A 20,731-nucleotide genomic window follows, 5' to 3' on the forward strand; every position below is an offset into this window, starting at 1 on the left:
GCCTTGGTGAGCCATTACCTCACCAACTAGCTAATCAGACGCGGGCCGATCTTTCGGCGATAAATCTTTCCCCGTAAGGGCTTATCCGGTATTAGCACAAGTTTCCCTGTGTTGTTCCGAACCAAAAGGTACGTTCCCACGCGTTACTCACCCGTCTGCCGCTGACGTATTGCTACGCCCGCTCGACTTGCATGTGTTAAGCCTGCCGCCAGCGTTCGCTCTGAGCCAGGATCAAACTCTCAAGTTGGACTTGGAACTTTGAACCGGCTGATCACAACGTTTGACGAGGTCCCACCATTCTTTGTCAGCCGAAGCCAACAGTCGGCCGAAGCCGACAGCCGCCTGCGATTCACATCGCGGGCAGCGATGGTGTAACCTTTAAAACGTGTACCGCCGAAGTCTTTCGTCCGATCCCGATGAATGAAAGCAAGCCTTCATTCGCTTCGAGATCCGCAAGGACTCCGCCGTCCACGTTTCTCTTTCTTCATCTTCACTTGTCAAACAGCCCGGGGTCCGAAAACCCCACTCCCTTGTTGAGGGAGGATCGCTCAAGTCCGAAACCTTCCAAGGAAGCCTTTCGAACATCCCACTCGACGGCAAATGACAACCGGTTTCCACCGGCTGTTGATTCACTCATCTCAGTGAGGAGCTTACAGGCACGACACCATGCCTTGGCCGAGGGCCAATGCAGCGCCGCGCTCAGTGGGGCGGGTTATAGTCCCGCCTAATCGACGTTGTCAACGCCTGATGTCAGAAAATCGTCGCATCGCATCGAGAATCTTGCAGCTCCCGAAAGCCCCGATTTTTCGGGGCCAAACGCCGTACTTGAGCCACAATCCTGCGCCGTTCTGGCATACATAGGTGCTGAATCGCCTGATGCCAGTGGGGGCCGCGGGCGGCTGAAGACCTCGGGAAAGGCGAAGATCACCCATGAGCCTGTCGCCTCTCCCACGCGGACGCATACTTTCGAAGAGATTTGCACACTATTCACATTCGTGATTTCGGCCGCGTTTCGGCCTTCGGTCGCGAATATCGGTGCGGCACGCCGCGCTTCCGTTCCCTGTTCCTTGGGGTGCGGGTTGAGGAACGGCGTAAGGCCACGTCGATGCTGATGCAAGTTGGGGGGATGGTGGTTTGAGCCACAGGACGTCACGCGGGGGCGGATACGGGCGTGATGCCGGGGTCATCGACCTCGGTCACGAGCCCCCGCTTTCGGTTGACGGCACTGAGGCCGCGGTAATCGACCGCCGCCGCATCTCGGTCCAGTGGTTTAGCGGCACTATTCTGACGGGTCTTTGCGGCGCAGCCCTGATCGGCGGCGCCGTTTTTGCCTCGCTCGACGGTGAAATGACGTTCGCCAAACTGCCGGAACGGGTCGAGGGCGCGCTGCGCGGGGCATTCAACGCCAACGACCGCGGCACCCTGCACAAGAGCGATCGCCTGCCGCCGCCGAGCGAAGCGAGCGCTGCGCGCAACGTGGTGCGGGTCTCTACCGTCACGCGGGTCGGCAACCGCGATGTGATGCGGGTGCGGCCGTTCATCCGCATCTCCGGCAACCTGTCGATGACGACGAGCGACTTGTCCGCGAAGATCCCGCCGTTCAATGCCCAGCGCATGCTCGCCGATGTCGGCACGTCGGCGCCGGCGGCCTCCGAAGACCCGAACAATCCCGACGCCGTCGAACCCGACGCCGAAGTGTCCTTTGTCACCAAGGATCTCGCGCCGATCCTGCCCAAGGCCAAGATCGCTGCGAACATCACGCTCGACGAGATCATGCTGCGGGTCCGCGACGCGTCGAACTGGCGTGGCAACGGCGCCGGGGGCGTGAAATACGCCTCGCTCGCCAACGCTACCGCTGACGTCTCGGGCACGCAGGGCGGCCTCAAGCTCGCCTACGCGACCGAAGGCAACGTGGCCGACCCCTATGCGGGGTTCGAGACGCGCGTCGTGCCCGAGAATGTGACGCTGCTGCCGAAGACCAAAGAGCAGATCACCGGCGGCAACCCGGTCGGCGAACGCGTCCATGTCGTCAAGAAAGGCGACAGCGTCGCCTCGATCCTGCGCGATCAGGGCGCGACGCCGGAAGAGGCCAAGGCGATCGCCTCGACGCTCGGCCCGCGCGGCCGCGACGGCGGCCTCAAGGAAGGCCAGAAAGTCCGCATCCTGATGGCGCCGGCAGGCCCCGGCCTCAGGCTTCAGCCCTACCGCGTGATGGTGGCCAACGATTCCACCGTCGAAGCCGTCGCAGCCCTCTCCGATCTCGGCAAATACGTTCCCGTCGACGTCTCCAGCATCAACACCGTCGCTGAGACCGCCGACACCAGCAAAGACGACGATGACGATGATGACGGCACCGGCGTGCGCCTTTATCAAAGCATTTACGAGACTGCGCTGCGCAACAAAGTGCCCGCGAACGTCATCGAGGACATGATCCGCATCTACTCCTACGACGTCGACTTCCAGCGCAAGGTGCAGCCCGGAGATTCCTTCGACGTGTTCTTCGCGGGCGAGGACGAAGGCACCGCCAGCAACAGCGAAAAACCCGAAGTCCTGTTCGCCGCGCTGACGGTCGGCGGCGAGACCAAGAAATACTACCGCTTCCAGACGCCCGACGATGCGGTGGTCGATTTCTACGACGAGACCGGCAAGAGCGCGAAGAAGTTCCTGGTCCGCAAGCCCGTCAACAATGCCATCATGCGATCGGGCTTCGGCAGCCGCCGCCACCCCATCCTCGGTTATGTGAAGATGCACACCGGCGTCGACTGGGCGACCGCATACGGCACGCCGATCTTCGCCTCGGGCAACGGCGTGGTCGAAACCGCCGGCTGGGAAGGCGGCTACGGCAAGTACGTCAAGCTCAAGCACAACAACGGCTACGAGACCGCCTACGGACACATGTCGGCCTTCGCCAAGGGTCTCGAGGTCGGCAAGCGGGTGCGGCAGGGCCAGGTCATCGGCTTCGTCGGTTCGACCGGACAATCGACCGGCGCCCACGTCCACTACGAAATCCTCGTCAACGGCCGCTTCGTCGACCCGATGCGCGTGAAGCTGCCGCGCGGCCGGTCGCTGGAAGGCACGATGCTCACAAGCTTCGAGAAAGAACGCGACCGTCTGGATCAGATGATGAGCGGGCGCGGCGCCCGCATCTCGGACGCAAGCGGCGGGCCCGTCCAGCTCACCAATCGCTGATCTCTCTTCGCTCCCGGCTTACGTCGTCGCGCTCACCACCGCGAACACGATGCCGATTGCGGTCAGGCCGAAGGCGACCGCCATCAGCGGCAGCAGAACATCGATGGCCGCGTGCGAACCGTGAAGCTTCGCGCCCCAGACCGAGAACTCCCCTGCTTTCCAATCGCGAAACGTCGTTGTTGACGGATGCACCTCGTAAGGCGTCCGGTGCTTTCGCCATGTCTGCGACAATATCCACGGCAGCGCGACGGCGATCGACAGCAGCACGGTGACAAATGCGAGCGGCAGGCCAACGTAGCCGCCGCGATCGAACAGCACCCAGGCGCTGACCACGAACCAGGCGACGAGGCACGCGGCGAAGCCAAAGACGCGCGGATGCAGTTCCTCGAACACGGGTTTGTTATGGGAGGCAGGTTCCCTGTTCATGACGGCTCCTTTGCGTTGAATGGGGTCCGCCAAAAGCCCCGCGCATTTGGCGGGCGAATGTCATGACGACAACAGCCCCGCCCAAGTGCGGTTTCATTACGATGCTGACAGGAAGGAACAGATGAAAAACCCCGGACGCCAAGGCGTTCCGGGGTTTCATCAGTTCAGTTTTTCAGTTCGGCTTCTTCAGTTCAGCTTGCGCTTGGACACCGGCACTTCGAACTGCGCGATCTCCGCGGTTTGCCGTGCCTTGCCGTTGAAGGTGAGCACATTGCCTTCCGCCGAAATCATCACGCGATCGCCGTCGTGAATTTCGCCGGCGAGGATCATCTCGGCGAGCGGGTCCTGCACATTGCGCTGGATCACCCGCTTGAGAGGACGCGCGCCGTAGGCGGGATCCCATCCCTTTTCGGCGAGCCAGTCCCGAGCCTTGGCATCGAGCGTGAGCGTGATCTTGCGCTCCTCCAGAAGCTTCGACAGCCGCGCGAACTGGATCTCGACGATCCGCCCCATCTCGCTCTTCTGCAGGCGATGGAACAGGATGATCTCGTCGACGCGGTTGAGGAATTCGGGCCTGAAATGCGCACGCACCGTGCCCATCACGAGCTCGCGCACGGCTGACGTATCCTCGCCTTCCGGCTGGCTGACCAGGAATTCAGAACCAAGATTCGAGGTCATGATGATCAGCGTGTTGCGGAAGTCGACCGTGCGGCCCTGTCCATCAGTGAGTCGGCCGTCATCGAGCACCTGCAACAGCACGTTGAAGACATCCGGATGCGCCTTTTCGATCTCGTCGAACAGCACGACCTGATAGGGCCGCCGCCGCACGGCTTCCGTGAGCGCCCCGCCCTCGTCGTAACCGACATAGCCGGGAGGCGCGCCGATCAGCCGCGATACCGAATGCTTCTCCATGTATTCGGACATGTCGAGGCGCACCATCGCGGTCTCGTCGTTGAAGAGATATTCGGCGATCGCCTTGGTCAGCTCCGTCTTGCCGACGCCGGTCGGGCCCAAGAACATGAACGAACCCATCGGACGGTTCGGATCCTGCAAGCCCGCACGCGATCGGCGAACAGCGGTCGCGACCGCATGCACGGCCTCAGCCTGGCCAACTACGCGCTGGCCAAGGCTCGCCTCCATCTTCAGGAGCTTGTCCTTTTCGCCTTCCAGCATCTTGTCGACGGGAACGCCGGTCCAGCGCGAGACGACCTGCGCGATGTGGTTGGCGGTGACCGCCTCTTCCATCATCTCGCCGGCATTCTCGTTGGCCTCGATCTCGTCGAGCTTCTTCTCGAGCTCGGGAATCCGGCCATAGGCCAGTTCGCCCGCGCGCTGGAATTCGCCGCGCCGCTGTGCGTTGGCGAGTTCGATCCGCAAGCCGTCGAGTTCGCTTTTGAGCTTCTGCGCGTTCGACAGCTTGTTCTTCTCCGCGCTCCATCGCGCGGTCAGCGCCGCCGATTTTTCTTCAAGCTCGGCAAGCTCCTTCTCCAGCGCCTTCAACCGGCTCTTGGAGCCGGCATCGCTTTCCTTCTTCAGCGCCTCCTGCTCGATCTTGAGGCGGATGATTTCGCGGTCCATCGAATCCAGCTCTTCCGGCTTGGAATCGACCTGCATCTTCAGCCGCGCCGCCGCTTCGTCCATCAGGTCGATGGCCTTGTCGGGCAGGAAGCGGTCGGTGATGTAGCGGTTCGACAGCGTGGTGGCGGCAACCAGCGCGGAATCGGTGATCCGCACGCCGTGATGCTGCTCGTACTTGTCCTTCAGCCCGCGCAGGATCGAGATCGTGTCCTCGACCGAGGGCTCGGCAACGAAGATCGGCTGGAAGCGCCGCGCCAAAGCTGCGTCCTTCTCGACGTGCTTCTGATACTCGTCGAGCGTGGTCGCGCCGATGCAATGCAATTCGCCCCGCGCCAGCGCAGGTTTCAGGAGATTGGACGCATCCATCGCACCGTCGGCCTTGCCGGCGCCGATCAGGGTGTGCATCTCGTCGATGAATAGGATGATCGAGCCTTCGGCCGAGGTGACCTCGGACAGAACGGCCTTCAGCCGCTCCTCGAACTCGCCGCGATACTTGGCGCCCGCAATCAGCGCGCCCATGTCGAGCGACAATAGCTTTTTGTCCTTCAGGCTCTCCGGCACGTCGCCGTTGAGAATGCGCAGCGCCAGGCCCTCGACGATCGCGGTCTTGCCGACGCCGGGCTCACCGATCAGGACGGGATTATTCTTGGTGCGACGGGAAAGCACCTGGATCGTGCGGCGGATTTCCTCGTCGCGCCCGATCACGGGGTCGAGCTTGCCGTCTCGCGCCGCCTGCGTCAGGTCGCGCGCGTATTTCTTCAGCGCGTCATAGGCGTTCTCGGCCGTCGCGCTGTCCGCGGTGCGGCCCTTGCGCAAGCTTTCGATCGCGGCATTGAGGTTTTGCGGCGTCACGTTGCCCTTGCGCAGGATGGCGCCGGCCTCACCGTCCTTGGTCAGTGCAAGGCCTAAGAGCAGCCGCTCGACTGTGACAAAGCTGTCGCCGGCCTTCTCGGCGGCCTTCTCGGACGCATCGAAGGCGCGCGCCAAATCGGGCGCCAGATAAACCTGTCCGGCGCCGCTGCCTGAAACTTTCGGGAGTTTGCCAAGCGCGTCCTCGGTCGCTTTCAGGATCGCGCGGGAATTGCCGCCGGCGCGGTCGATCAGACCGCTGGCGAGGCCCTCATTGTCGTCCAGCAGAACTTTCAGCATATGCAGCGAGGAAAACTGCTGATGCCCCTCGCGCATGGCCAGTGATTGCGCGGACTGGACGAAACCCCTCGCGCGCTCGGTATATTTTTCGATATTCATCGGTCACTTCCCTCAGCCTGCCCGCACCACCCTAGAAGGCATGGAAAAAAGGGCATCTTCATGGGGTTTCCGCGCGCCGCATTGACGTTCCTCAACCGGGGCGCGGCCGTCACCGATACAGGATAGATCGATCGCATCGGCTTGAAACAAATGTGGGAAGCGGGTTCCGGAAACGGAAGAGGCGTTTTCACAAATTCGTGTGCGGTAGCAAGAGAACCCGGAATCCCTTAAGTAAAATGCCCATGCCCGCGCAAATCGCCAACCTTTACCGCTATCCCGTCAAGGGCCTGTCCGCAGAGCCGTTAACCGAGGTCAGGCTCGATGTCGGCCAGACGCTTCCGGCCGACCGTCGCTATGCCATCGAAAATGGCCCCTCCGGATTCGATCCCGCGGCGCCCGGTTGGCTGCCCAAGGCCTATTTCCTGATGCTGATGCGCAATGAGCGCCTGGCCGGACTTCGGACCCACTTCGACGATGACACGAACCTGTTGACCATCCTCAGGGACAGCGCGGTGGTGGCGCGCGGCGACCTCGAAACCGCAGAGGGCCGCGCCGCGATCGAACAATTCTTCACGGCGAATTTTGCCGATGACCTCAAGGGTCCACCGAAAGTCCTCTCCAGCGAGGGCCACAGCTTTTCCGACGTCGCACGCAAGGTCGTCTCGATCATCAACCTCGCCAGTGTTGCTGCCGTCGGTAGTTTGGTCGACTGGGCCGTGCATCCCCTTCGCTTTCGCGCCAACATGTACGTCACGGGATGGCCGGCCTGGCATGAGTTCGAACTGATGGACCGGACGCTTGCGATCGGCGATGTTCGTCTGAAGGTCGTCAAGCGGATCAAGCGTTGCGCGGCCGTCAACGTCGATCCCGAGACAGCCGCGCGCGACCTCGAAATCCCGAACACGCTGCAACGCAGGCTCGGCCACATGGACTGCGGCATCTATGCCGAGGTGATCCGGCCCGGCACGCTCCGCGTTGGCGACGAGGTGGCGGAGGAACAGGCGCAATTCGTTTAGCGCAAGCGCGCTCTCTCGTCCCTCTCCCCTTGCAGGAGAGGGTGCCGAGCTCGGCAGCGCAATTGCGCGCCTGAGCGAGGCGGGTGAGGGGTTGTCATCAACCGAACGAGACCCCTCACCCGGTTTCTCGCCAACGCTCGAAACCACCCCCTCCCGCAAGGGGAGAGGGCAAGATCTCAATTCGGCATCACATACGCATAAATCCGGCCGCGCGAGATCGGCGCTTCCTTCACCCGGTTGCCGTTGTTGCCGGAGATCATGATCGGATTGCCGTGAGCATCGATGCCCGTGATGATGCCGACATGGCCGCCGCCGCGCCGGCCCATCACCGCAATCGCGCCGACCTGCGGTCCAGACACGTGGTGGCCATAGCTTGCGAACGAGGCCGCCATATCCGAGCCCGTGCCGCGATGGCCGGTGCGCGCGAGCACCAAATTCATGAAGCGGGCGCACCACAGGCTGGCGCGGCCGGTCGGGTTGCCGCCGAGGTAGCGGCGCGCTTCGCTGACCAGATCAGATGAGCCGCCTGACATCGCCGCGTGACCCGAGACCTCATCCGGCCCGACGCTGGCATAGCTGTTGGCGACCTTGTGCAATCGTTGATAGGCGATGCTGTGATCCCAGCGCGACCGGCGCGCCAGGTGGCGGATGCGGTGATAAGCGAAGTGGCGGCGCGCGTGATGGCCGGTCTCGTAAGCGTGGGCCAGTCGCCGTGTGGCATGGTGTGAACGTGCCGCAGCCGGCGTAACAGAGGCAGCGAAAGCTGTCGAACACAGTGCAATCGCGACAAGCGACCGACGAACGTGAGAGAATTGAAGCATTCTTGATTGATCCTTTTTGCAACCCCCTTTCCCCACCGGCCACCAAGGTCGCCGGCATCCCGAGCGCTTAAAAAAATCGCGGTGTGACGAGAGCGAGGCGAGATGCGGCCGCCCGCGTCCGATTCGAAGGTCATTCCGCGCATATTCCGTGACGAAAAGAAGTGCCCTTGCCTCATTGCAGCCGTGAGCATTAACTGCGATTTTTCGAATGTGTCCGTGCCAAGGCGCACGCAAGAACAATGGGAGAAGGAACGAATGCCGTACGCTGTCGCCAACGACAAGGTGAAGCTCCATTTCGAGGAAGCCGGCAGCGGCACGCCGATTCTCTTCCTGCATGAATTTGCGGCCGACCACACCAACTGGGAGCCGCAGATGCGCTACTTCTCGCGCGGTCACCGCTGCATCGCCTATTCGGCGCGCGGCTATACGCCGTCCGACGTGCCGGCGTCAGCGGAGGACTACAGCTACAGGCATTTCTATACCGATGCGCTCGCGGTGCTCGATCATCTCAACATCGCGAAAGCGCATTTTGTTGGCCTCTCGATGGGCTCCTACTCCTCGCTGCAAGTCGCGCTCAATGCGCCGGAGCGCATGCTGTCGATGACGCTCGCCGGCGTCGGCTCGGGATCGAGCATCGAAAACCTCGACACCTTCCGCAAGACATGCCGCGAGACCGCGGATCAGTTCGACAGGATCGGCTCGATTGAAGTCGCCAAGGTGACGCGCGAGGCGCCGGGCCGCATTCCATTCCTGGTGAAGGACCCGCGCGGGCACGCGGACTTCTATGCCGCGCTTGCCCGGCACGATTCCAGGGGCTCGGCCAATACCATGCGCGGCTTCCAGGGCGGCCGGCCCTCGATCTACACATTGGCCGAGGAGATCAGCCGCGCGACCACGCCGGCGCTGATCATCTGCGGCGACGAGGACGATGCCTGTGTCGAGCCGAGCCTGTTTTTAAAGAAACAGCTTCCTGCATCGGGCCTGACGTTCTTTCCGAAGTCGGGCCACGTGCTCAATCTGGAAGAGCCGTCGCTATTCAACGGGTCGGTCGAGCGCTTCATCGCGCTGGTGGAAGCGGGTCGCTGGGGCGTACGCGATCCGCGGTCCGTGTTGCCGCATTAGCTTGCAGGAGAGAAGCAATGGAACTGAAAGATGCGGTCGCACTGGTGACCGGCGGCAACGGCGGGCTCGGACAACGCATTTGCCACGCGCTCGCGCAGGAGGGCGCGCATGTCGCGATCATGTACGCGCGCAGCCGCGAGCAAGCGGAAGGCGTCGCCGGCGAACTGGCGTCGCAATACCACATCAAGGCTCAAGCCTTCGCCTGCGACATCACCGACGGCGCGGCCGTGAACCGGCTTGTCGGCGAGGTCAGGCAGGCCTTCGGCCGGCTGGATATTCTGGTCAATGACGCCGCGTACAATTTCGCGATCCCCTTCGGGGATCTCGACGGCCTGACGCCGGAAGTGTGGGAAAAAATCATGTCCACCAACCTGACCGGGCCGATGCTTCTGACCAAAGCGGCAGCTCCTGTCATGAAGGCTCAGGGGCGCGGCCGCATCGTCAACATCGCGTCAGTGGCAGGGCTCTACCCGACCGGCTCTTCCATCGCCTATGCCGTGTCAAAAGCGGGACTGATCCATCTGACGCGTTGCATGGCGGTGGCGCTGGCGCCGGAGACGCTGGTCAACTGCGTGGCGCCGGGTCTTCTCGACGGCACGCGCGCGACCGCAAATCTCAAGTCCGAACAGATCGAGCGCTCCGCAGCGACATCGCTGCTGAAGAAGCCGGCCGACAAGGACGACTGCGCCGACATGGTGGTCACCATGTGCCGCACGGAGACGATGACCGGCCAGACGGTCGTCATCGACGCGGGGCGGATTTTTCATTGACCACATGAGATTCGATCAGGGAGGCGCTCGTTCAACGCAATGGTCGAGCGCTTCACTGGCGGAAGCGGTCGCTGGGGCGTACGCGATCCGCGATCACCTCACTGAGAACGCCTCGGCACGCCACAAGCGGTCATTCCATGAGCAGACTCGTGAAGAATGGCTTGGTGATCTCGGCGGTCGCGGGCGGCTTCTCGTCAGAAAGTTCGACGGTGATAAATTCTTTCTGACAGTTCCAGCAATGCCAAAGGTCCTGGACTTCCCGCGAGTTGACGCGCTCATCCCATTCGAGGCCGACCAACTCGGAACCGCATTGAGGGCATTTCTTGTGACGGCTTGAGCTCGAGGACATGTGCTGCCTCCCTCTTTCCTGATGCCACTATGCGGCACCAGAAAGCCCTAGTCATGATCCAGATCAAAGAGCCTGCCCATCAGTCACAATTGATTCCTGCTCTGGCGCCTGCGCACCAGAGCAGGAATGCGGCAGAGGGAACTTCTGCTCTTCCAAGCTTGCGCCAATCGGCTAATTTTTGGAACCAGATCAAACTGATGCTACCTGTCCAGTCCTCACCGAAAAAATAAATCGCTTCACGCTTCACCCAAATCAAATCCATAAGCGCCGCCGTCCCGCGCCCTCAAACGAGGGGCGTTTCGCGATCGTCACTAAACGTTGGCGCGGGATGCGGTGGACGCGGTTGTGCCGAGACGACGAGCGACACATTTGCGGACGGCGAAGTCGTGTGGTCCCGATATCCCGATGCCGATATCAAGCCTTAAGAGCGATCTTGCAGGCGACGGAGGCAACAAGGCCGGTCTCCGGGGAGAGCACGAAGGAAGCCGTTAAAACCATTCGCGTGCGGGAATGCCGGGTGAAACCGGCGCGACCGTGGTGACTTGCTCGTGTGGTTTTTATCTTTCCCACGCGAGGCTGCGGGTGCGCTTGGGCATCCGGCATTCCCCACGCCCTCTTTGGGCGAAGGACGGATCAACAACTCGGGCGCAACGTGTCGCGGGGGTGCAGGGTCGCGTCCCGACCTCATTGCGAGGAGCGAAGCGAAGAAGCAATCCAGTCTTCAGTCTCTCTGGCGCTGGATTGCTTCCGGGATTTTTCGTGGCTGTTTGACATGTGAATCAGAGCAAGCGTCTGTCAGCCTCCGGGGCCGTCCTTCATGATGTAGCCCATCAGGTCGTCCACGTTGTGCTCCAAATCCCGGATGATGTCCTTGACGACGTCTCCGATCGAGATCACGCCCACGACCTTGCCCGCGTCCAGCACCGGCAGATGGCGAAAGCCGCGCGCAGCCATCATCGTCATGCAGCCTTGCAGCCGACCGTCCGGTCCGACCGTCACCGGGTTGCGCGTCATCACCTGGCCGACCGGCGTCTGCTTCGCATCGAGCCCGGGCAGCAGCACTTTGATGGCGCAGTCACCCTGGGTCACGATACCGACCAGCACGTCGTCGTCGATGACCAGCACCGACCGGACCCGGTTGTCGCGCATCTGGCGCAGCGCTTCGACGACCATGTCGCCGGAACGAACATGGATCAGGTCGCCAGACTTGTGGGCCAGCGCGCTTTTAACTGTGCTCATCGATCACCTGTCGTGCGCCTTGTTCCTGCTCGCCTTGATGGTCCGCATTGAAGGTTAGTCGAAACATCTTGCCTTGTCAGCACCGCGCCGGGCTCCCGGCTCGCGCTCGCAAACGCTCGCTCGGCCGGGACAACGGTGAGTGGCTATTCGACACGAGAACTAATGAATGGCAGCCGCGGTTCGCCGGGACGACTTCGTGAGCCAAACGTCGTCACATCAGGGACTGCGGGTCCGGCGCAGTCGCGGGGCTCAATCGCTGGGACGTGCGTGTGGTCGATGGTGGCATAAGCGTCATTGCCCGTCGAAACAAGCAGCTCTCGGGACTTCGCAAATAGGTCAGCATAGCTGTCCACTTTGTAACCACAGCCATCGAGAAATTTGCGTTGCCCGAACTCGCGCCACGATTGTGGCGCGCTATTGAGACCTAAGCGGAGGGAGGAAGATCGATGAAGATCCTCATTGCGACGCTGGGCCTGCTTGTTTCAAGTCCGGTCGCCGCTCAGGAATGCAAATCGTGCTCCGAGGCTGACGCCTGCATACAGACGTACGCCAAGGCAGTGTCGACGGCCCAAAGGGCCACGAAAGTGGCAATCCGGGATTGGCAGCAAAATCTGGACAGAAAGGCTTCTGCGGAGTTTTCCAGCAGGGGCATGGCCGCACTACAAAGCGTCCTGGATTCGCAGGTTCGTTCGGAGCTTGAGAAGCTGAAGGAGTGCCTGGCTAAAATCAAGTAGTCGGCTTTGAGCACCTTCTCGATCGATCCTGTTGCACAGTCCCCGTGGCCAATTTCCGCTTTGGCCCGATGGGCCAGAATAAGCGCGAGGCGAACAATGGGGCGATGGGCCAACCTTGGCGGCGGCCGCGGTTCGCCGGGACGACTTAGTGAGCCAAACATCGTCACATCATGAGGACTGCGGATCCGGCGCAGTCGTGAGGCTCAACCGCTGGGTGGGCGTGATCCGTGGTTTGATCGTCATTGCGAGGAGCGACAGCGACGAAGCAATCCAGCCTCCAAATTACACTCTGGATTGCTTCGCTTCGCTCGCAATGACGGCGAAACCTATCTCCCCTTTCCGCCGCGGCTGAGCAGAAACACGCCCTGCTCGCCAAACATGTTCCAGAACCACCAGGGCGCGTTGAGCCGCAGCGGCCGGCCGTAAAGATCGAGCGCGACCGCGCGCTCCATCTTGACCGAAATCTCGTCGCAGAGCTGCACGAAATCCTTGATGGTGCAGAAATGAATGTTCGGCGTGTCGTACCAGGTGGCGGGAAGGTTCTCCGTGCGCGGCATGTGGCCGCCGATCAGAAGCTGCAAGCGCATCCGCCAGAAGCCGAAATTCGGAAACGACACGATGGCGCGCTGGCCGATCCGCAGCAGATTTTCCAGCACCACCTTCGGCTGCCGCGTCGCCTGCAAGGTCTGCGACAGGATCACATAGTCGAAGGCGTCGTCGGGATAGTTGACAAGGTCGGTGTCGGCGTCGCCCTGCACCACCGCGAGCCCCTTGGCGACGCAGCGATTGACGCCCTCGCGCGACAGCTCAATGCCGCGGCCGTCGATCCCGCGGCTTTCAAGGAGCTGCAACAGATCGCCGTCGCCACAGCCGACGTCGAGCACCTTCGAGCCGGGCGCGACCATTTCCGCGACCAGTAGATGGTCGGCGCGCTCGCCCGCGCCGTCGCGCGTCAGGGCGGGGCTTAAGGGAAGAACCTGCTGCTGCACGCTCATGCGCCGTCCTTGAGCCCACGCGCTTTCCCTGCCGATTGCAGGAACGCGCGCGAGATTTCGAAGAACTCCGGCACGTCGAGCAGGAAGGCGTCATGCCCGCGGTCGGTCTCGATTTCGGCAAACGATACCCGGGCGCTCGAGGCATTGAGCGCATGCACGAGCGCGCGCGACTCCGAGGTCGGAAACAGCCAGTCGCTCGTGAACGACACCACGCAGAAGCGGGTCTGGATGCCGCGAAACGCCCGCGCCAGCACGCCATCGTGATCGGCGGCGATGTCGAAGTAATCCATCGCCCGCGTCAGATAGAGATAGCTGTTGGCGTCGAAGCGCTCGACGAACGACGAGCCCTGGTAGCGCAGATAGCTTTCAACCTGGAAATCCGCGTCGAACGAGAACGTCGGCAGGTCGCGATCCTGCATCCTGCGGCCGAATTTGCGGTGAAGGGCTGCGTCCGACAGATAGGTGATGTGCGCGGCCATGCGGGCCACACCGAGGCCGCGATGCGGCTGGGTGCCTTCTTCGAAGTAGCGGCCGTTGTGCCATTCGGGATCGGCCATCACCGCCTGACGGCCAAGCTCGTGGAAGGCGATGTTCTGCGCCGAGTGCCGCGTCGAACAGGCAATCGCCAGCGTCGAGAACACGCGGTTCGGAAACGCTGCCGTCCATTGCAGCGCCTGCATGCCGCCCATGGAGCCGCCGACCACGCAGAACAGCGTGTCGATGCCGAGGCGATCCAGCAACATCGCTTGCGCGCGCACCATGTCCGGAATGGTCACGACGGGAAAATCGAGCCCCCACGGCTTGCCAGTCGCGGGATTGATCGAGGCCGGCCCGGTCGATCCCATGCACGCACCGATCACGTTCGAGCAGATGATGAAATAGCGATCCGTATCCAGCGGGCGGCCTGGGCCGACCATGGTCTCCCACCAGCCGGGCTTGCCGGTCACCGGATGGGTGTTGAAGACGTGCTGATCGCCGGTCAGCGCATGGCAGACCAGAATGGCGTTGGAGCGCGCGGCGTTCAGCTCGCCATAGGTCTGATAGGCGATCTGGAACGGCGCGAGATCGACGCCACAATCGAGCCGTAACGGCTGGTCGGCGCCGAACTGCGCAACCTTGGAGCTCGGATGATCCGCCTCCTGCAGCCGTTCGTCGGCGTGGATCGCGGGACTTGCTACGGACTGAACTACCTTGACCATCTTGATACCGATCCCTCGGGAGGCTTGTCAGGCCACCCGGAAATCAGGCCATAAAAAATCCGGCCTGAACGGAAAGTTCGGCCGGGATCAATCTGTCCCCGGCCTGTTTAGCGAGTTTTTTAACGTGGCTGCAAGCCGGCCGGCTCAAATGACCACGGAACGTCATAAAATTAGTCGCTTGGCCTCTCACCGTCAAGGCAAGGCCGTGGTTAATAGACCCTCCCGGCCCCGTGGCCCGGACGTGCTCTTGCGCTGCCGCAAGCCATGAGAGAGAACGGAAACGAGACTTCGCCGGATTGCCAAATGTCCAAGCCGCCCCCCTCACCGCCGTCATTGGCCGAACTGCGCCAGGAGATCGATTCGATCGATGCGCAGGTGCACAGCCTGCTGATGCAGCGGGGCGACATCATCGATCGCCTGATCCAGGTGAAGCAGACCCAGGAGGTCGGCTCCGCCTTCCGGCCCGCGCGCGAAGCCGACATGATGCGTCGCCTGGTGCAGCGCCATCGCGGCATCCTGCCGCTCGACACCGTCGAGAGCATCTGGCGCGTCATCATCTCGACGTTCACTTACGTACAAGCGCCGTTCTCGGTGCACGCCGATATCTCCGTCGGCGAATCCCTGATGCGGGATTCGGCGCGGTTTCATTTCGGCTTCACCGTGCCCTACGTCTCGCATTTCAACGCGTCGGCCGCGGTCGAGGCGGTCGCCAAATCCAAGGGCGATCTGGCGCTGGTGTCGGCAACATCAAGCCATTCGCCATGGTGGATCGCGCTCGAACCACACGATGCGCCCAAGATCATCGCGCGGTTGCCGTTCGTCGAGCGCGCCGATCATCCCGCGGCGTTGCCCGTGTTTGTGGTGTCGCGCGTTGCCGACAGCGCGATGGTGACCGAGGTCGAGACATGGAGCGTGCGCGTCTCCGGCTGGAATGCCGAAATCGCCCGCGCGCTGTCGCCGCTCGCAGAAATCGTCGCCGTGCCCGATACGGCGTTTGACGGCGCGGCGCTGCTGGTGTCGGTGGCCGCCGGCCACCTCGAAAAGATCAAGTCGGCCCTGATCGCGGCCGGCGCCTCGGTGCGCTCATCGGCTCTCGTCGGCAGCCACGCAACGCGCTATACCGTCCCCAACGGGCAGGCTAAATAGCCCCCGTTACCCCGGAGCCCAAGATGTCCCGACCCGTGCCGAATCCCGGCATTCTCGATATTGCGCCCTATACGCCCGGCAAGAGCCCGAAGGCGGAGCCGGGCCGCAAGGTGTTCAAACTGTCCGCCAATGAGACGCCGTTCGGCCCCTCGCCGAAGGCGATCGAAGCCTACAGGAACGCCGCCGCGCATCTGGAGGACTATCCGGAAGGCACGTCACACATTTTGCGCGAGGCAATCGGGCGCGCCTTCGGGCTCGATCCCGACCGCATCATCTGCGGCGCGGGCTCCGACGAAGTCCTCAACCTGCTGGCGCACACTTATCTCGGCCAGGGCGACGAGGCGATTTCGACCACCCACAGCTTTCTGGTCTATCCGATCGCAACCAAGGCGAACGGCGCCATCAACGTGATTGCGCCCGAGGCCGAGTTCACAGCCGATGTCGATGCGATCCTCAAGCTCGTCACGCCGAAGACCAAGCTGGTCTGGCTCGCCAATCCGAACAACCCGACCGGCACTTACCTGCCGTTCGACGAGGTGAAGCGGCTGCGCGCCGGACTGCCGGACAATGTGCTGCTGGTGGTGGACGCGGCCTACGCGGACTATGTCTCGCGCAACGACTACGAGATGGGTATTGAACTCGTGGCGACCACGGAAAACACCGTGATGACCCACACGTTTTCGAAAATCCACGGCCTTGCCGCGCTTCGCGTGGGATGGATGTTCGGACCCGCCCACATCATCGATGCCTGCAACCGTATCCGCGGGCCGTTCAACGTCTCGACGCCGGCGATGCTGGCGGCAATCGCCGCGCTCGAAGACACTGCGCACCAGCAGATGTCGAAGACCCACACCGAGAAATGGCGCAACTGGCTGACGGACGAAATCAACAAGCTTGGCCTCAAGGTCACGCCGAGCGTGGCCAATTTCGTGCTGATCCATTTCCCGCTGGACAAGGGCAAGACGGCGGAAGACGCGGACGCCTTCCTCACCAAGCGCGGCCTCGTGCTGCGGGCGTTGAAGAATTACAAGCTGCCACATGCGCTGCGGCTGACGATCGGCACCGAGGAAGCCAATCGGCTGGTGGTCGACGGCTTGCGTGATTTCATGACGTCGAATTCATTGGGGTCGAAGTGAACACGGCTGCAAGCTTCGATCGCATCGCGCTGATCGGTTTTGGCCTGATCGGCGGCTCAATTGCGCGCGCCGCGCGTGCGCAGGGCCTCGCAAAGGAAATCGTCACCACCGCGCGCTCGGAGAAAACCCGCGCGCGCGTCATGGAGCTCGGCATCGTCGACCGCGTCGTCGAGACCAATGCCGAAGCCGTCAGAGATGCCGACCTCGTCATCCTCTGCATCCCTGTCGGCGCCTGCGGCCCTGTCGCAGCGGAGATCGCGCCTCATCTCAAGCGAGGGGCGATCGTCTCCGACGTCGGCTCGGTCAAGGCGGCTATCGTGAAGGACATGGCGCCGCATTTGCCCGCGAGCGCCCATTTCGTGCCGGCGCATCCCGTCGCGGGCACCGAAAATTCCGGGCCCGATTCGGGCTTTGCCGAACTCTTCATCAACCGCTGGTGCATACTCACCCCGCCCGAGGGCACGGCGCCCGAGGCGGTCGAGAAGCTGCGCGCGTTCTGGGCCGCGATCGGCGCCAAGGTCGAGATCATGACGCCCGAGCATCATGACATGGTGCTCGCCATCACCAGCCATTTGCCGCATCTGATCGCTTATACAATCGTAGGCACGGCGGATGAGCTTGAAGGCGTCACGCAATCCGAAGTGCTGAAGTTCTCCGCCGGCGGCTTTCGCGACTTCACGCGCATCGCCGCATCCGATCCGACCATGTGGCGCGACGTGTTCCTGACCAACAAGGATGCGGTGCTGGAGATGCTCGGCACCTTCAACGAGGATCTTTCGAAACTCACCCGTGCGATCCGCCGCGGCGACGGCGAAGCGCTGTTCGATCACTTCGCCCGCACCCGCGCGATCCGCCGCGGCATCGTCGAGATCGGACAGGATTCGGCGGCGGCCGATTTCGGTCGTCCACACGAGCAGCTGACGAAGAAGTCCTAGCTGTCATTGCCGGATGTGATCCGGCAATCCATCTTGCAAAGAAGATGGATACGCGGGTCAAGCCCGCGTATGGACGAGTTTCGCCTGAAACGGAATCAAAACAGCGGCGGGACCTGGCCGACTTTCAGCGGGCCGAGATAGACCGCGCCATCGGCAAAGCGCAGCGGGAAGCTGCGCGCCGGCTTGCCTTCCAGCGTCGCAGGCGTGCCGAGGGCATTGATGCCGGCCGCGACACCGGCATTGGCGTTCTGCCTGACCACCTTGCCGAGTCCGGGAATGGCCCTGTCGAGCGCCCCGAGCAGATTGGTGACGTCCTGTGATTTCACGCCCGGCGCGACGCGATCGAGCGTCGCCTGCGGCACACCCTCATCCAGCATTTTTTCGATGCCGAGCGCCGGGATGATCTTATCGAGTCCCGTCACCGTCATCTGCAGCTCACCGTCGATACGGCCCTGCGCGTTGAGCGCGAGCGTGCCGGCGGCGACAGCGATCAGATCGTCTTGCTGAACCCGCGACTGCACGATCTCGACATGCCCGCCATTGCTCTGAAGCTCGCGAAATCGCTGCGGCCACGGCTTCGGTACGAGATCCTTGAGGCCGCTCAGTTTGGCATGGATATCGGCGGTGAACGGCCGCGCCAGCAGCGGATGGACGTCCTGCACGCTGCCGGACTGGACCTCCAACACACTTTCGATGACCGGATCCTTTGACGTCGAGCCTGCAGCCAGGCGGCCGTGCAGTTCGACATGTTTGGCGCGCGCCGCCGGCACCTGAACCGAACTGTCATTGACGCGATCGATCGCGACGTCATCGAACGCGATCGAGGCGCGTTGAGGAATCGCAGGCAATCCGACGACGCTGGCGCGCGCGCTCGCCCAGTTCACCTGCATCGCGGGCGCGTTCTGCGTCTCGGAGATTGTTGCGGGAGCGTGGAATTCGGCGATCAGCAATTTCGGATCATAGACCTGCGCGACAGCAAGGATTTCGCCGAGGCCGATCGTGACGGGCTGAGCTGCACCGGCCGTTTGCGAGGTCAGCGTGACGCGTGCGCCGTCGCAACGCACTTCAAGGCGGAACGGATAACCGCCGATCGACTGCTTCGCGCAGTCGTAGCTTCGCCCGGATTTAGCCTCCTGCGCGCGCCAGGCGTCGGCCTTCACCTCGGCCTGCGAGACGGCATAGAACCAGAACACGCTCCATGCCGCGGAGGCAATCAGGAGCAGGATCGGCATTGCGAAAAGCGGCCAGCGCGAGCGGCGGCGCGGCGTATCGGAAGCAAGGGTCATGGCAGCCATAGACCGACCATTGGCGGCGAATTTTGTCAAATGTTAGCGGCACCTTGGGCGATTATGGCCTTGAGGATTGCGCTTCGTTTCACAATTATGTTCTGATAGCCATGAACGTTAATGCCCGACGAAAAATCCTCCACGCCTGATCTCTCCGACGAAGATCTCTGGGTCTTCGGCTATGGCTCGCTGATGTGGCGGCCGGGATTTGCGTTTCTCGAACAGGTGCCCGCGCGGCTGATCGGCGAGCATCGCGCGCTATGCGTCTATTCGTTCGACCATCGTGGAACTCCGGAAAAGCCCGGTCTCGTGCTCGGCCTCGACCGCGGCGGCGCCTGTCGCGGCATTGCCTTTCGTGTCGCGGCAAGGCAGCGCGATGAGGTGATCGGCTACTTGCGCGGCCGCGAGCAGACCACCCACGTCTATCGCGAGGTCATGCGCTCGGTCTGGCTGGAGAACGAACCGCGCGATCGGGTCGCCGCGCTGGCTTACGTCGTCGACCGCGGCCATGTCCAATATGCCGGACGGCTTTCGCTGCAAGACCAGCTACGCTACGTGCGACAGGGCCACGGCCGTTCCGGCAACAACCGCGACTATGTGCTCGAGACCGTGCGCTCGATCGAGGCGCAAGGGTTTCGCGACCCGCAACTGCATCAGCTTGCGACGATGCTGCACGACGAAGCGCCGCTGCATCGCTAAAGCGTTTTCGAGCGAAGTGGGCACCGGTTCGCGTGAAGAAAACGCGTCAAAACAAAACCTGGGGCTTCACGCGTTGGCGGAGGCCGAATTCGGCACGCGGCCAAATAATTGCTGCTGCTCGCGCTGTCCCGCTTCGACGAGCCGCGCCGTCGCTTCCTCGATGACGGTGGAAATGCGCGTCAGGAATTCGTCGCGTGGAAGACCCGGCGGCAGCAGGTCGAGAAATTCGACCACCAGCGTGCCCGGATAGCGCATGAAGGTTCGGCGCGGCCAGAACAATCCGGAATTGAGCGCCACCGGCAAACAGTTCGTGCGGCAGCTCGCATAAAGCTGCGCAACGCCGGGCTTGTAATCCGGCGGGGCGCCGGGCGGCCTGCGGGTGCCTTCCGGAAAGATGATCAACTGGCGGCCATTGCGGACTTCCTCGCTGGCCTGCCGCACCATCTTCAGAAGCGCTCGGCCTCCGGCGCTGCGGTCGACGGATATCATCTCAGCCTTGATCAGGTACCAGCCAAAAAACGGAATCCGCGTCAGCTCGCGCTTAAGGATATAGAGCGGATGCTCCAGCACCTGCAGCAGCGCGAATGTTTCCCACATCGACTGATGCTTGGAGGCAACGACCAGCGGGCCTTTCGGGATTTTCTCGACACCACGAAACTCCACCTTCACATTGCACACGACGCGGAGCAGCCAGGTGTTCTGGCGTGACCAAATCCGGGCCAAGGTCATGATCGCCGATCGCCGCATCACGAAAGTCGGAATCGCGGCAATGAGCCAGCCGACCAGAAGAACGTAGAACAGCACGTTGTAGATCAACGAGCGCAGGAAAATCGAGGTCATCGT

Annotated in this window: 19 protein-coding genes, 1 rRNA gene and 1 riboswitch; of the genes, 9 read left to right on the forward strand and 11 right to left on the reverse strand. The window is 62.5% G+C overall.

All coding sequences use genetic code 11. The features are described from left to right. Positions 1–247, reverse strand: a 16S ribosomal RNA gene (locus VFB05_RS28330); the annotation flags it as partial. Positions 248–1,134: 887 nt separating this feature from the next. Here VFB05_RS28330 and VFB05_RS28335 point away from each other — a divergent pair. After that, positions 1,135–3,189 (forward strand): M23 family metallopeptidase, encoded by a 2,055-nt coding sequence (locus VFB05_RS28335; protein ID WP_325018714.1) that lies wholly within the window; start codon positions 1,135–1,137, stop codon positions 3,187–3,189. A gap of 18 nt (positions 3,190–3,207) precedes the next feature. On the opposite strand, the gene VFB05_RS28340 is transcribed toward VFB05_RS28335, so the two are convergent. Continuing rightward, positions 3,208–3,615, reverse strand: coding sequence for a hypothetical protein (locus VFB05_RS28340; RefSeq protein WP_325018716.1), 408 nt, complete (start codon positions 3,613–3,615; stop codon positions 3,208–3,210). Positions 3,616–3,801: 186 nt separating this feature from the next. Then, complete coding sequence (gene clpB / locus VFB05_RS28345) at positions 3,802–6,441, reverse strand: ATP-dependent chaperone ClpB (protein ID WP_325018718.1); 2,640 nt, start codon at positions 6,439–6,441, stop codon at positions 3,802–3,804. Positions 6,442–6,683: 242 nt separating this feature from the next. Here clpB and VFB05_RS28350 point away from each other — a divergent pair, with 242 nt between their 5' ends. Next, positions 6,684–7,457, forward strand: a complete 774-nt coding sequence (locus VFB05_RS28350; protein ID WP_325018721.1) for an MOSC domain-containing protein — start codon at positions 6,684–6,686, stop codon at positions 7,455–7,457. A 176-nt stretch (positions 7,458–7,633) separates the two neighbouring features. Here the strand turns inward: VFB05_RS28350 and VFB05_RS28355 are convergent, their stop codons facing one another. Beyond that, complete coding sequence (locus VFB05_RS28355; RefSeq protein ID WP_325018723.1) at positions 7,634–8,278, reverse strand: TIGR02594 family protein; 645 nt, start codon at positions 8,276–8,278, stop codon at positions 7,634–7,636. A gap of 255 nt (positions 8,279–8,533) precedes the next feature. On the opposite strand from VFB05_RS28355, the gene VFB05_RS28360 reads away from it, so the two are divergent. Both VFB05_RS28360 and VFB05_RS28365 read left to right on the forward strand, forming a co-directional pair. Then, positions 8,534–9,400, forward strand: coding sequence for an alpha/beta hydrolase (locus VFB05_RS28360; RefSeq protein ID WP_325018725.1), 867 nt, complete (start codon positions 8,534–8,536; stop codon positions 9,398–9,400). 17 nt (positions 9,401–9,417) lie between these two features. After that, positions 9,418–10,170 (forward strand): SDR family oxidoreductase, encoded by a 753-nt coding sequence (locus VFB05_RS28365; RefSeq protein ID WP_325018728.1) that lies wholly within the window; start codon positions 9,418–9,420, stop codon positions 10,168–10,170. 130 nt (positions 10,171–10,300) lie between these two features. On the opposite strand, the gene VFB05_RS28370 is transcribed toward VFB05_RS28365, so the two are convergent. From VFB05_RS28370 to VFB05_RS28380, 3 genes are all read right to left on the reverse strand, one after another. Continuing rightward, on the reverse strand, positions 10,301–10,519 hold the full coding sequence (locus tag VFB05_RS28370) for a hypothetical protein (protein ID WP_325018730.1): 219 nt from the start codon (positions 10,517–10,519) through the stop codon (positions 10,301–10,303). 79 nt (positions 10,520–10,598) lie between these two features. Beyond that, positions 10,599–10,781, reverse strand: a complete 183-nt coding sequence (locus tag VFB05_RS28375) for a hypothetical protein (RefSeq protein ID WP_325018732.1) — start codon at positions 10,779–10,781, stop codon at positions 10,599–10,601. Between the two features lie 533 nt (positions 10,782–11,314). Next, on the reverse strand, positions 11,315–11,758 hold the full coding sequence (locus VFB05_RS28380) for a CBS domain-containing protein (RefSeq protein WP_325018734.1): 444 nt from the start codon (positions 11,756–11,758) through the stop codon (positions 11,315–11,317). A 446-nt stretch (positions 11,759–12,204) separates the two neighbouring features. On the opposite strand from VFB05_RS28380, the gene VFB05_RS28385 reads away from it, so the two are divergent. Beyond that, positions 12,205–12,492: a hypothetical protein gene (locus VFB05_RS28385; protein WP_325018737.1), complete on the forward strand. Its 288-nt coding sequence runs from the start codon at positions 12,205–12,207 to the stop codon at positions 12,490–12,492. Positions 12,493–12,818: 326 nt separating this feature from the next. Here VFB05_RS28385 and metW read toward each other — a convergent pair whose 3' ends face one another. Together metW and metX are read right to left on the reverse strand one after the other, a co-directional pair. Next, positions 12,819–13,487: a methionine biosynthesis protein MetW gene (gene metW / locus VFB05_RS28390; protein WP_325018738.1), complete on the reverse strand. Its 669-nt coding sequence runs from the start codon at positions 13,485–13,487 to the stop codon at positions 12,819–12,821. Continuing rightward, on the reverse strand, positions 13,484–14,686 hold the full coding sequence (gene metX, locus VFB05_RS28395) for a homoserine O-acetyltransferase MetX (RefSeq protein WP_325018740.1): 1,203 nt from the start codon (positions 14,684–14,686) through the stop codon (positions 13,484–13,486). The genes metW and metX overlap by 4 nt, the downstream gene beginning before the upstream one ends. An 86-nt stretch (positions 14,687–14,772) precedes the next feature. Next, positions 14,773–14,852: riboswitch (SAM riboswitch) on the reverse strand. A 137-nt stretch (positions 14,853–14,989) separates the two neighbouring features. On the opposite strand from metX, the gene VFB05_RS28400 reads away from it, so the two are divergent. Genes VFB05_RS28400 through VFB05_RS28410 form a run of 3 tightly spaced genes read left to right on the forward strand, consistent with a single transcriptional unit; the run spans position 14,990 to position 17,903 of the window. After that, a complete protein-coding gene (locus VFB05_RS28400) occupies positions 14,990–15,832 on the forward strand; it encodes a chorismate mutase (protein ID WP_325018743.1) in 843 nt (280 codons plus the stop codon). A 23-nt stretch (positions 15,833–15,855) separates the two neighbouring features. After that, positions 15,856–16,968 (forward strand): histidinol-phosphate transaminase, encoded by a 1,113-nt coding sequence (gene hisC / locus VFB05_RS28405; protein ID WP_325018745.1) that lies wholly within the window; start codon positions 15,856–15,858, stop codon positions 16,966–16,968. Then, positions 16,965–17,903: a prephenate/arogenate dehydrogenase family protein gene (locus VFB05_RS28410; protein WP_325018747.1), complete on the forward strand. Its 939-nt coding sequence runs from the start codon at positions 16,965–16,967 to the stop codon at positions 17,901–17,903. The genes hisC and VFB05_RS28410 overlap by 4 nt, the downstream gene beginning before the upstream one ends. A 95-nt stretch (positions 17,904–17,998) precedes the next feature. Here the strand turns inward: VFB05_RS28410 and VFB05_RS28415 are convergent, their stop codons facing one another. Next, positions 17,999–19,198, reverse strand: a complete 1,200-nt coding sequence (locus VFB05_RS28415) for a DUF2125 domain-containing protein (RefSeq protein ID WP_325018750.1) — start codon at positions 19,196–19,198, stop codon at positions 17,999–18,001. Positions 19,199–19,309: 111 nt separating this feature from the next. Between VFB05_RS28415 and VFB05_RS28420 the strand changes: the two genes are divergently transcribed. Beyond that, positions 19,310–19,888 carry a gamma-glutamylcyclotransferase gene (locus VFB05_RS28420; protein ID WP_325018752.1) on the forward strand — a complete coding sequence of 193 codons (579 nt, stop codon included), beginning with the start codon at positions 19,310–19,312 and terminating at the stop codon, positions 19,886–19,888. A gap of 66 nt (positions 19,889–19,954) precedes the next feature. Here the strand turns inward: VFB05_RS28420 and VFB05_RS28425 are convergent, their stop codons facing one another. Beyond that, positions 19,955–20,728: a lysophospholipid acyltransferase family protein gene (locus tag VFB05_RS28425; RefSeq protein WP_325018754.1), complete on the reverse strand. Its 774-nt coding sequence runs from the start codon at positions 20,726–20,728 to the stop codon at positions 19,955–19,957. Positions 20,729–20,731 lie beyond the last annotated feature (3 nt).

Source organism: Bradyrhizobium sp. (assembly GCF_035652035.1).
GTDB lineage: Bacteria > Pseudomonadota > Alphaproteobacteria > Rhizobiales > Xanthobacteraceae > Bradyrhizobium.

Excerpts from the sequence above, each read along its gene's own strand:
- VFB05_RS28340 (WP_325018716.1), bottom strand. The coding sequence starts at position 3,615 with ATGAACAGGGAACCTGCCTCCCATAACAAACCCGTGTTCGAGGAACTG.
- clpB (WP_325018718.1), bottom strand. The coding sequence starts at position 6,441 with ATGAATATCGAAAAATATACCGAGCGCGCGAGGGGTTTCGTCCAGTCC.
- VFB05_RS28350 (WP_325018721.1), top strand. The coding sequence starts at position 6,684 with ATGCCCGCGCAAATCGCCAACCTTTACCGCTATCCCGTCAAGGGCCTG.
- VFB05_RS28355 (WP_325018723.1), bottom strand. The coding sequence starts at position 8,278 with ATGCTTCAATTCTCTCACGTTCGTCGGTCGCTTGTCGCGATTGCACTG.
- VFB05_RS28360 (WP_325018725.1), top strand. The coding sequence starts at position 8,534 with ATGCCGTACGCTGTCGCCAACGACAAGGTGAAGCTCCATTTCGAGGAA.
- VFB05_RS28365 (WP_325018728.1), top strand. The coding sequence starts at position 9,418 with ATGGAACTGAAAGATGCGGTCGCACTGGTGACCGGCGGCAACGGCGGG.
- VFB05_RS28370 (WP_325018730.1), bottom strand. The coding sequence starts at position 10,519 with ATGTCCTCGAGCTCAAGCCGTCACAAGAAATGCCCTCAATGCGGTTCC.
- VFB05_RS28375 (WP_325018732.1), bottom strand. The coding sequence starts at position 10,781 with ATGGATTTGATTTGGGTGAAGCGTGAAGCGATTTATTTTTTCGGTGAG.
- VFB05_RS28380 (WP_325018734.1), bottom strand. The coding sequence starts at position 11,758 with ATGAGCACAGTTAAAAGCGCGCTGGCCCACAAGTCTGGCGACCTGATC.
- VFB05_RS28385 (WP_325018737.1), top strand. The coding sequence starts at position 12,205 with ATGAAGATCCTCATTGCGACGCTGGGCCTGCTTGTTTCAAGTCCGGTC.
- metW (WP_325018738.1), bottom strand. The coding sequence starts at position 13,487 with ATGAGCGTGCAGCAGCAGGTTCTTCCCTTAAGCCCCGCCCTGACGCGC.
- metX (WP_325018740.1), bottom strand. The coding sequence starts at position 14,686 with ATGGTCAAGGTAGTTCAGTCCGTAGCAAGTCCCGCGATCCACGCCGAC.
- VFB05_RS28400 (WP_325018743.1), top strand. The coding sequence starts at position 14,990 with ATGTCCAAGCCGCCCCCCTCACCGCCGTCATTGGCCGAACTGCGCCAG.
- hisC (WP_325018745.1), top strand. The coding sequence starts at position 15,856 with ATGTCCCGACCCGTGCCGAATCCCGGCATTCTCGATATTGCGCCCTAT.
- VFB05_RS28415 (WP_325018750.1), bottom strand. The coding sequence starts at position 19,198 with ATGGCTGCCATGACCCTTGCTTCCGATACGCCGCGCCGCCGCTCGCGC.
- VFB05_RS28420 (WP_325018752.1), top strand. The coding sequence starts at position 19,310 with ATGCCCGACGAAAAATCCTCCACGCCTGATCTCTCCGACGAAGATCTC.
- VFB05_RS28425 (WP_325018754.1), bottom strand. The coding sequence starts at position 20,728 with ATGACCTCGATTTTCCTGCGCTCGTTGATCTACAACGTGCTGTTCTAC.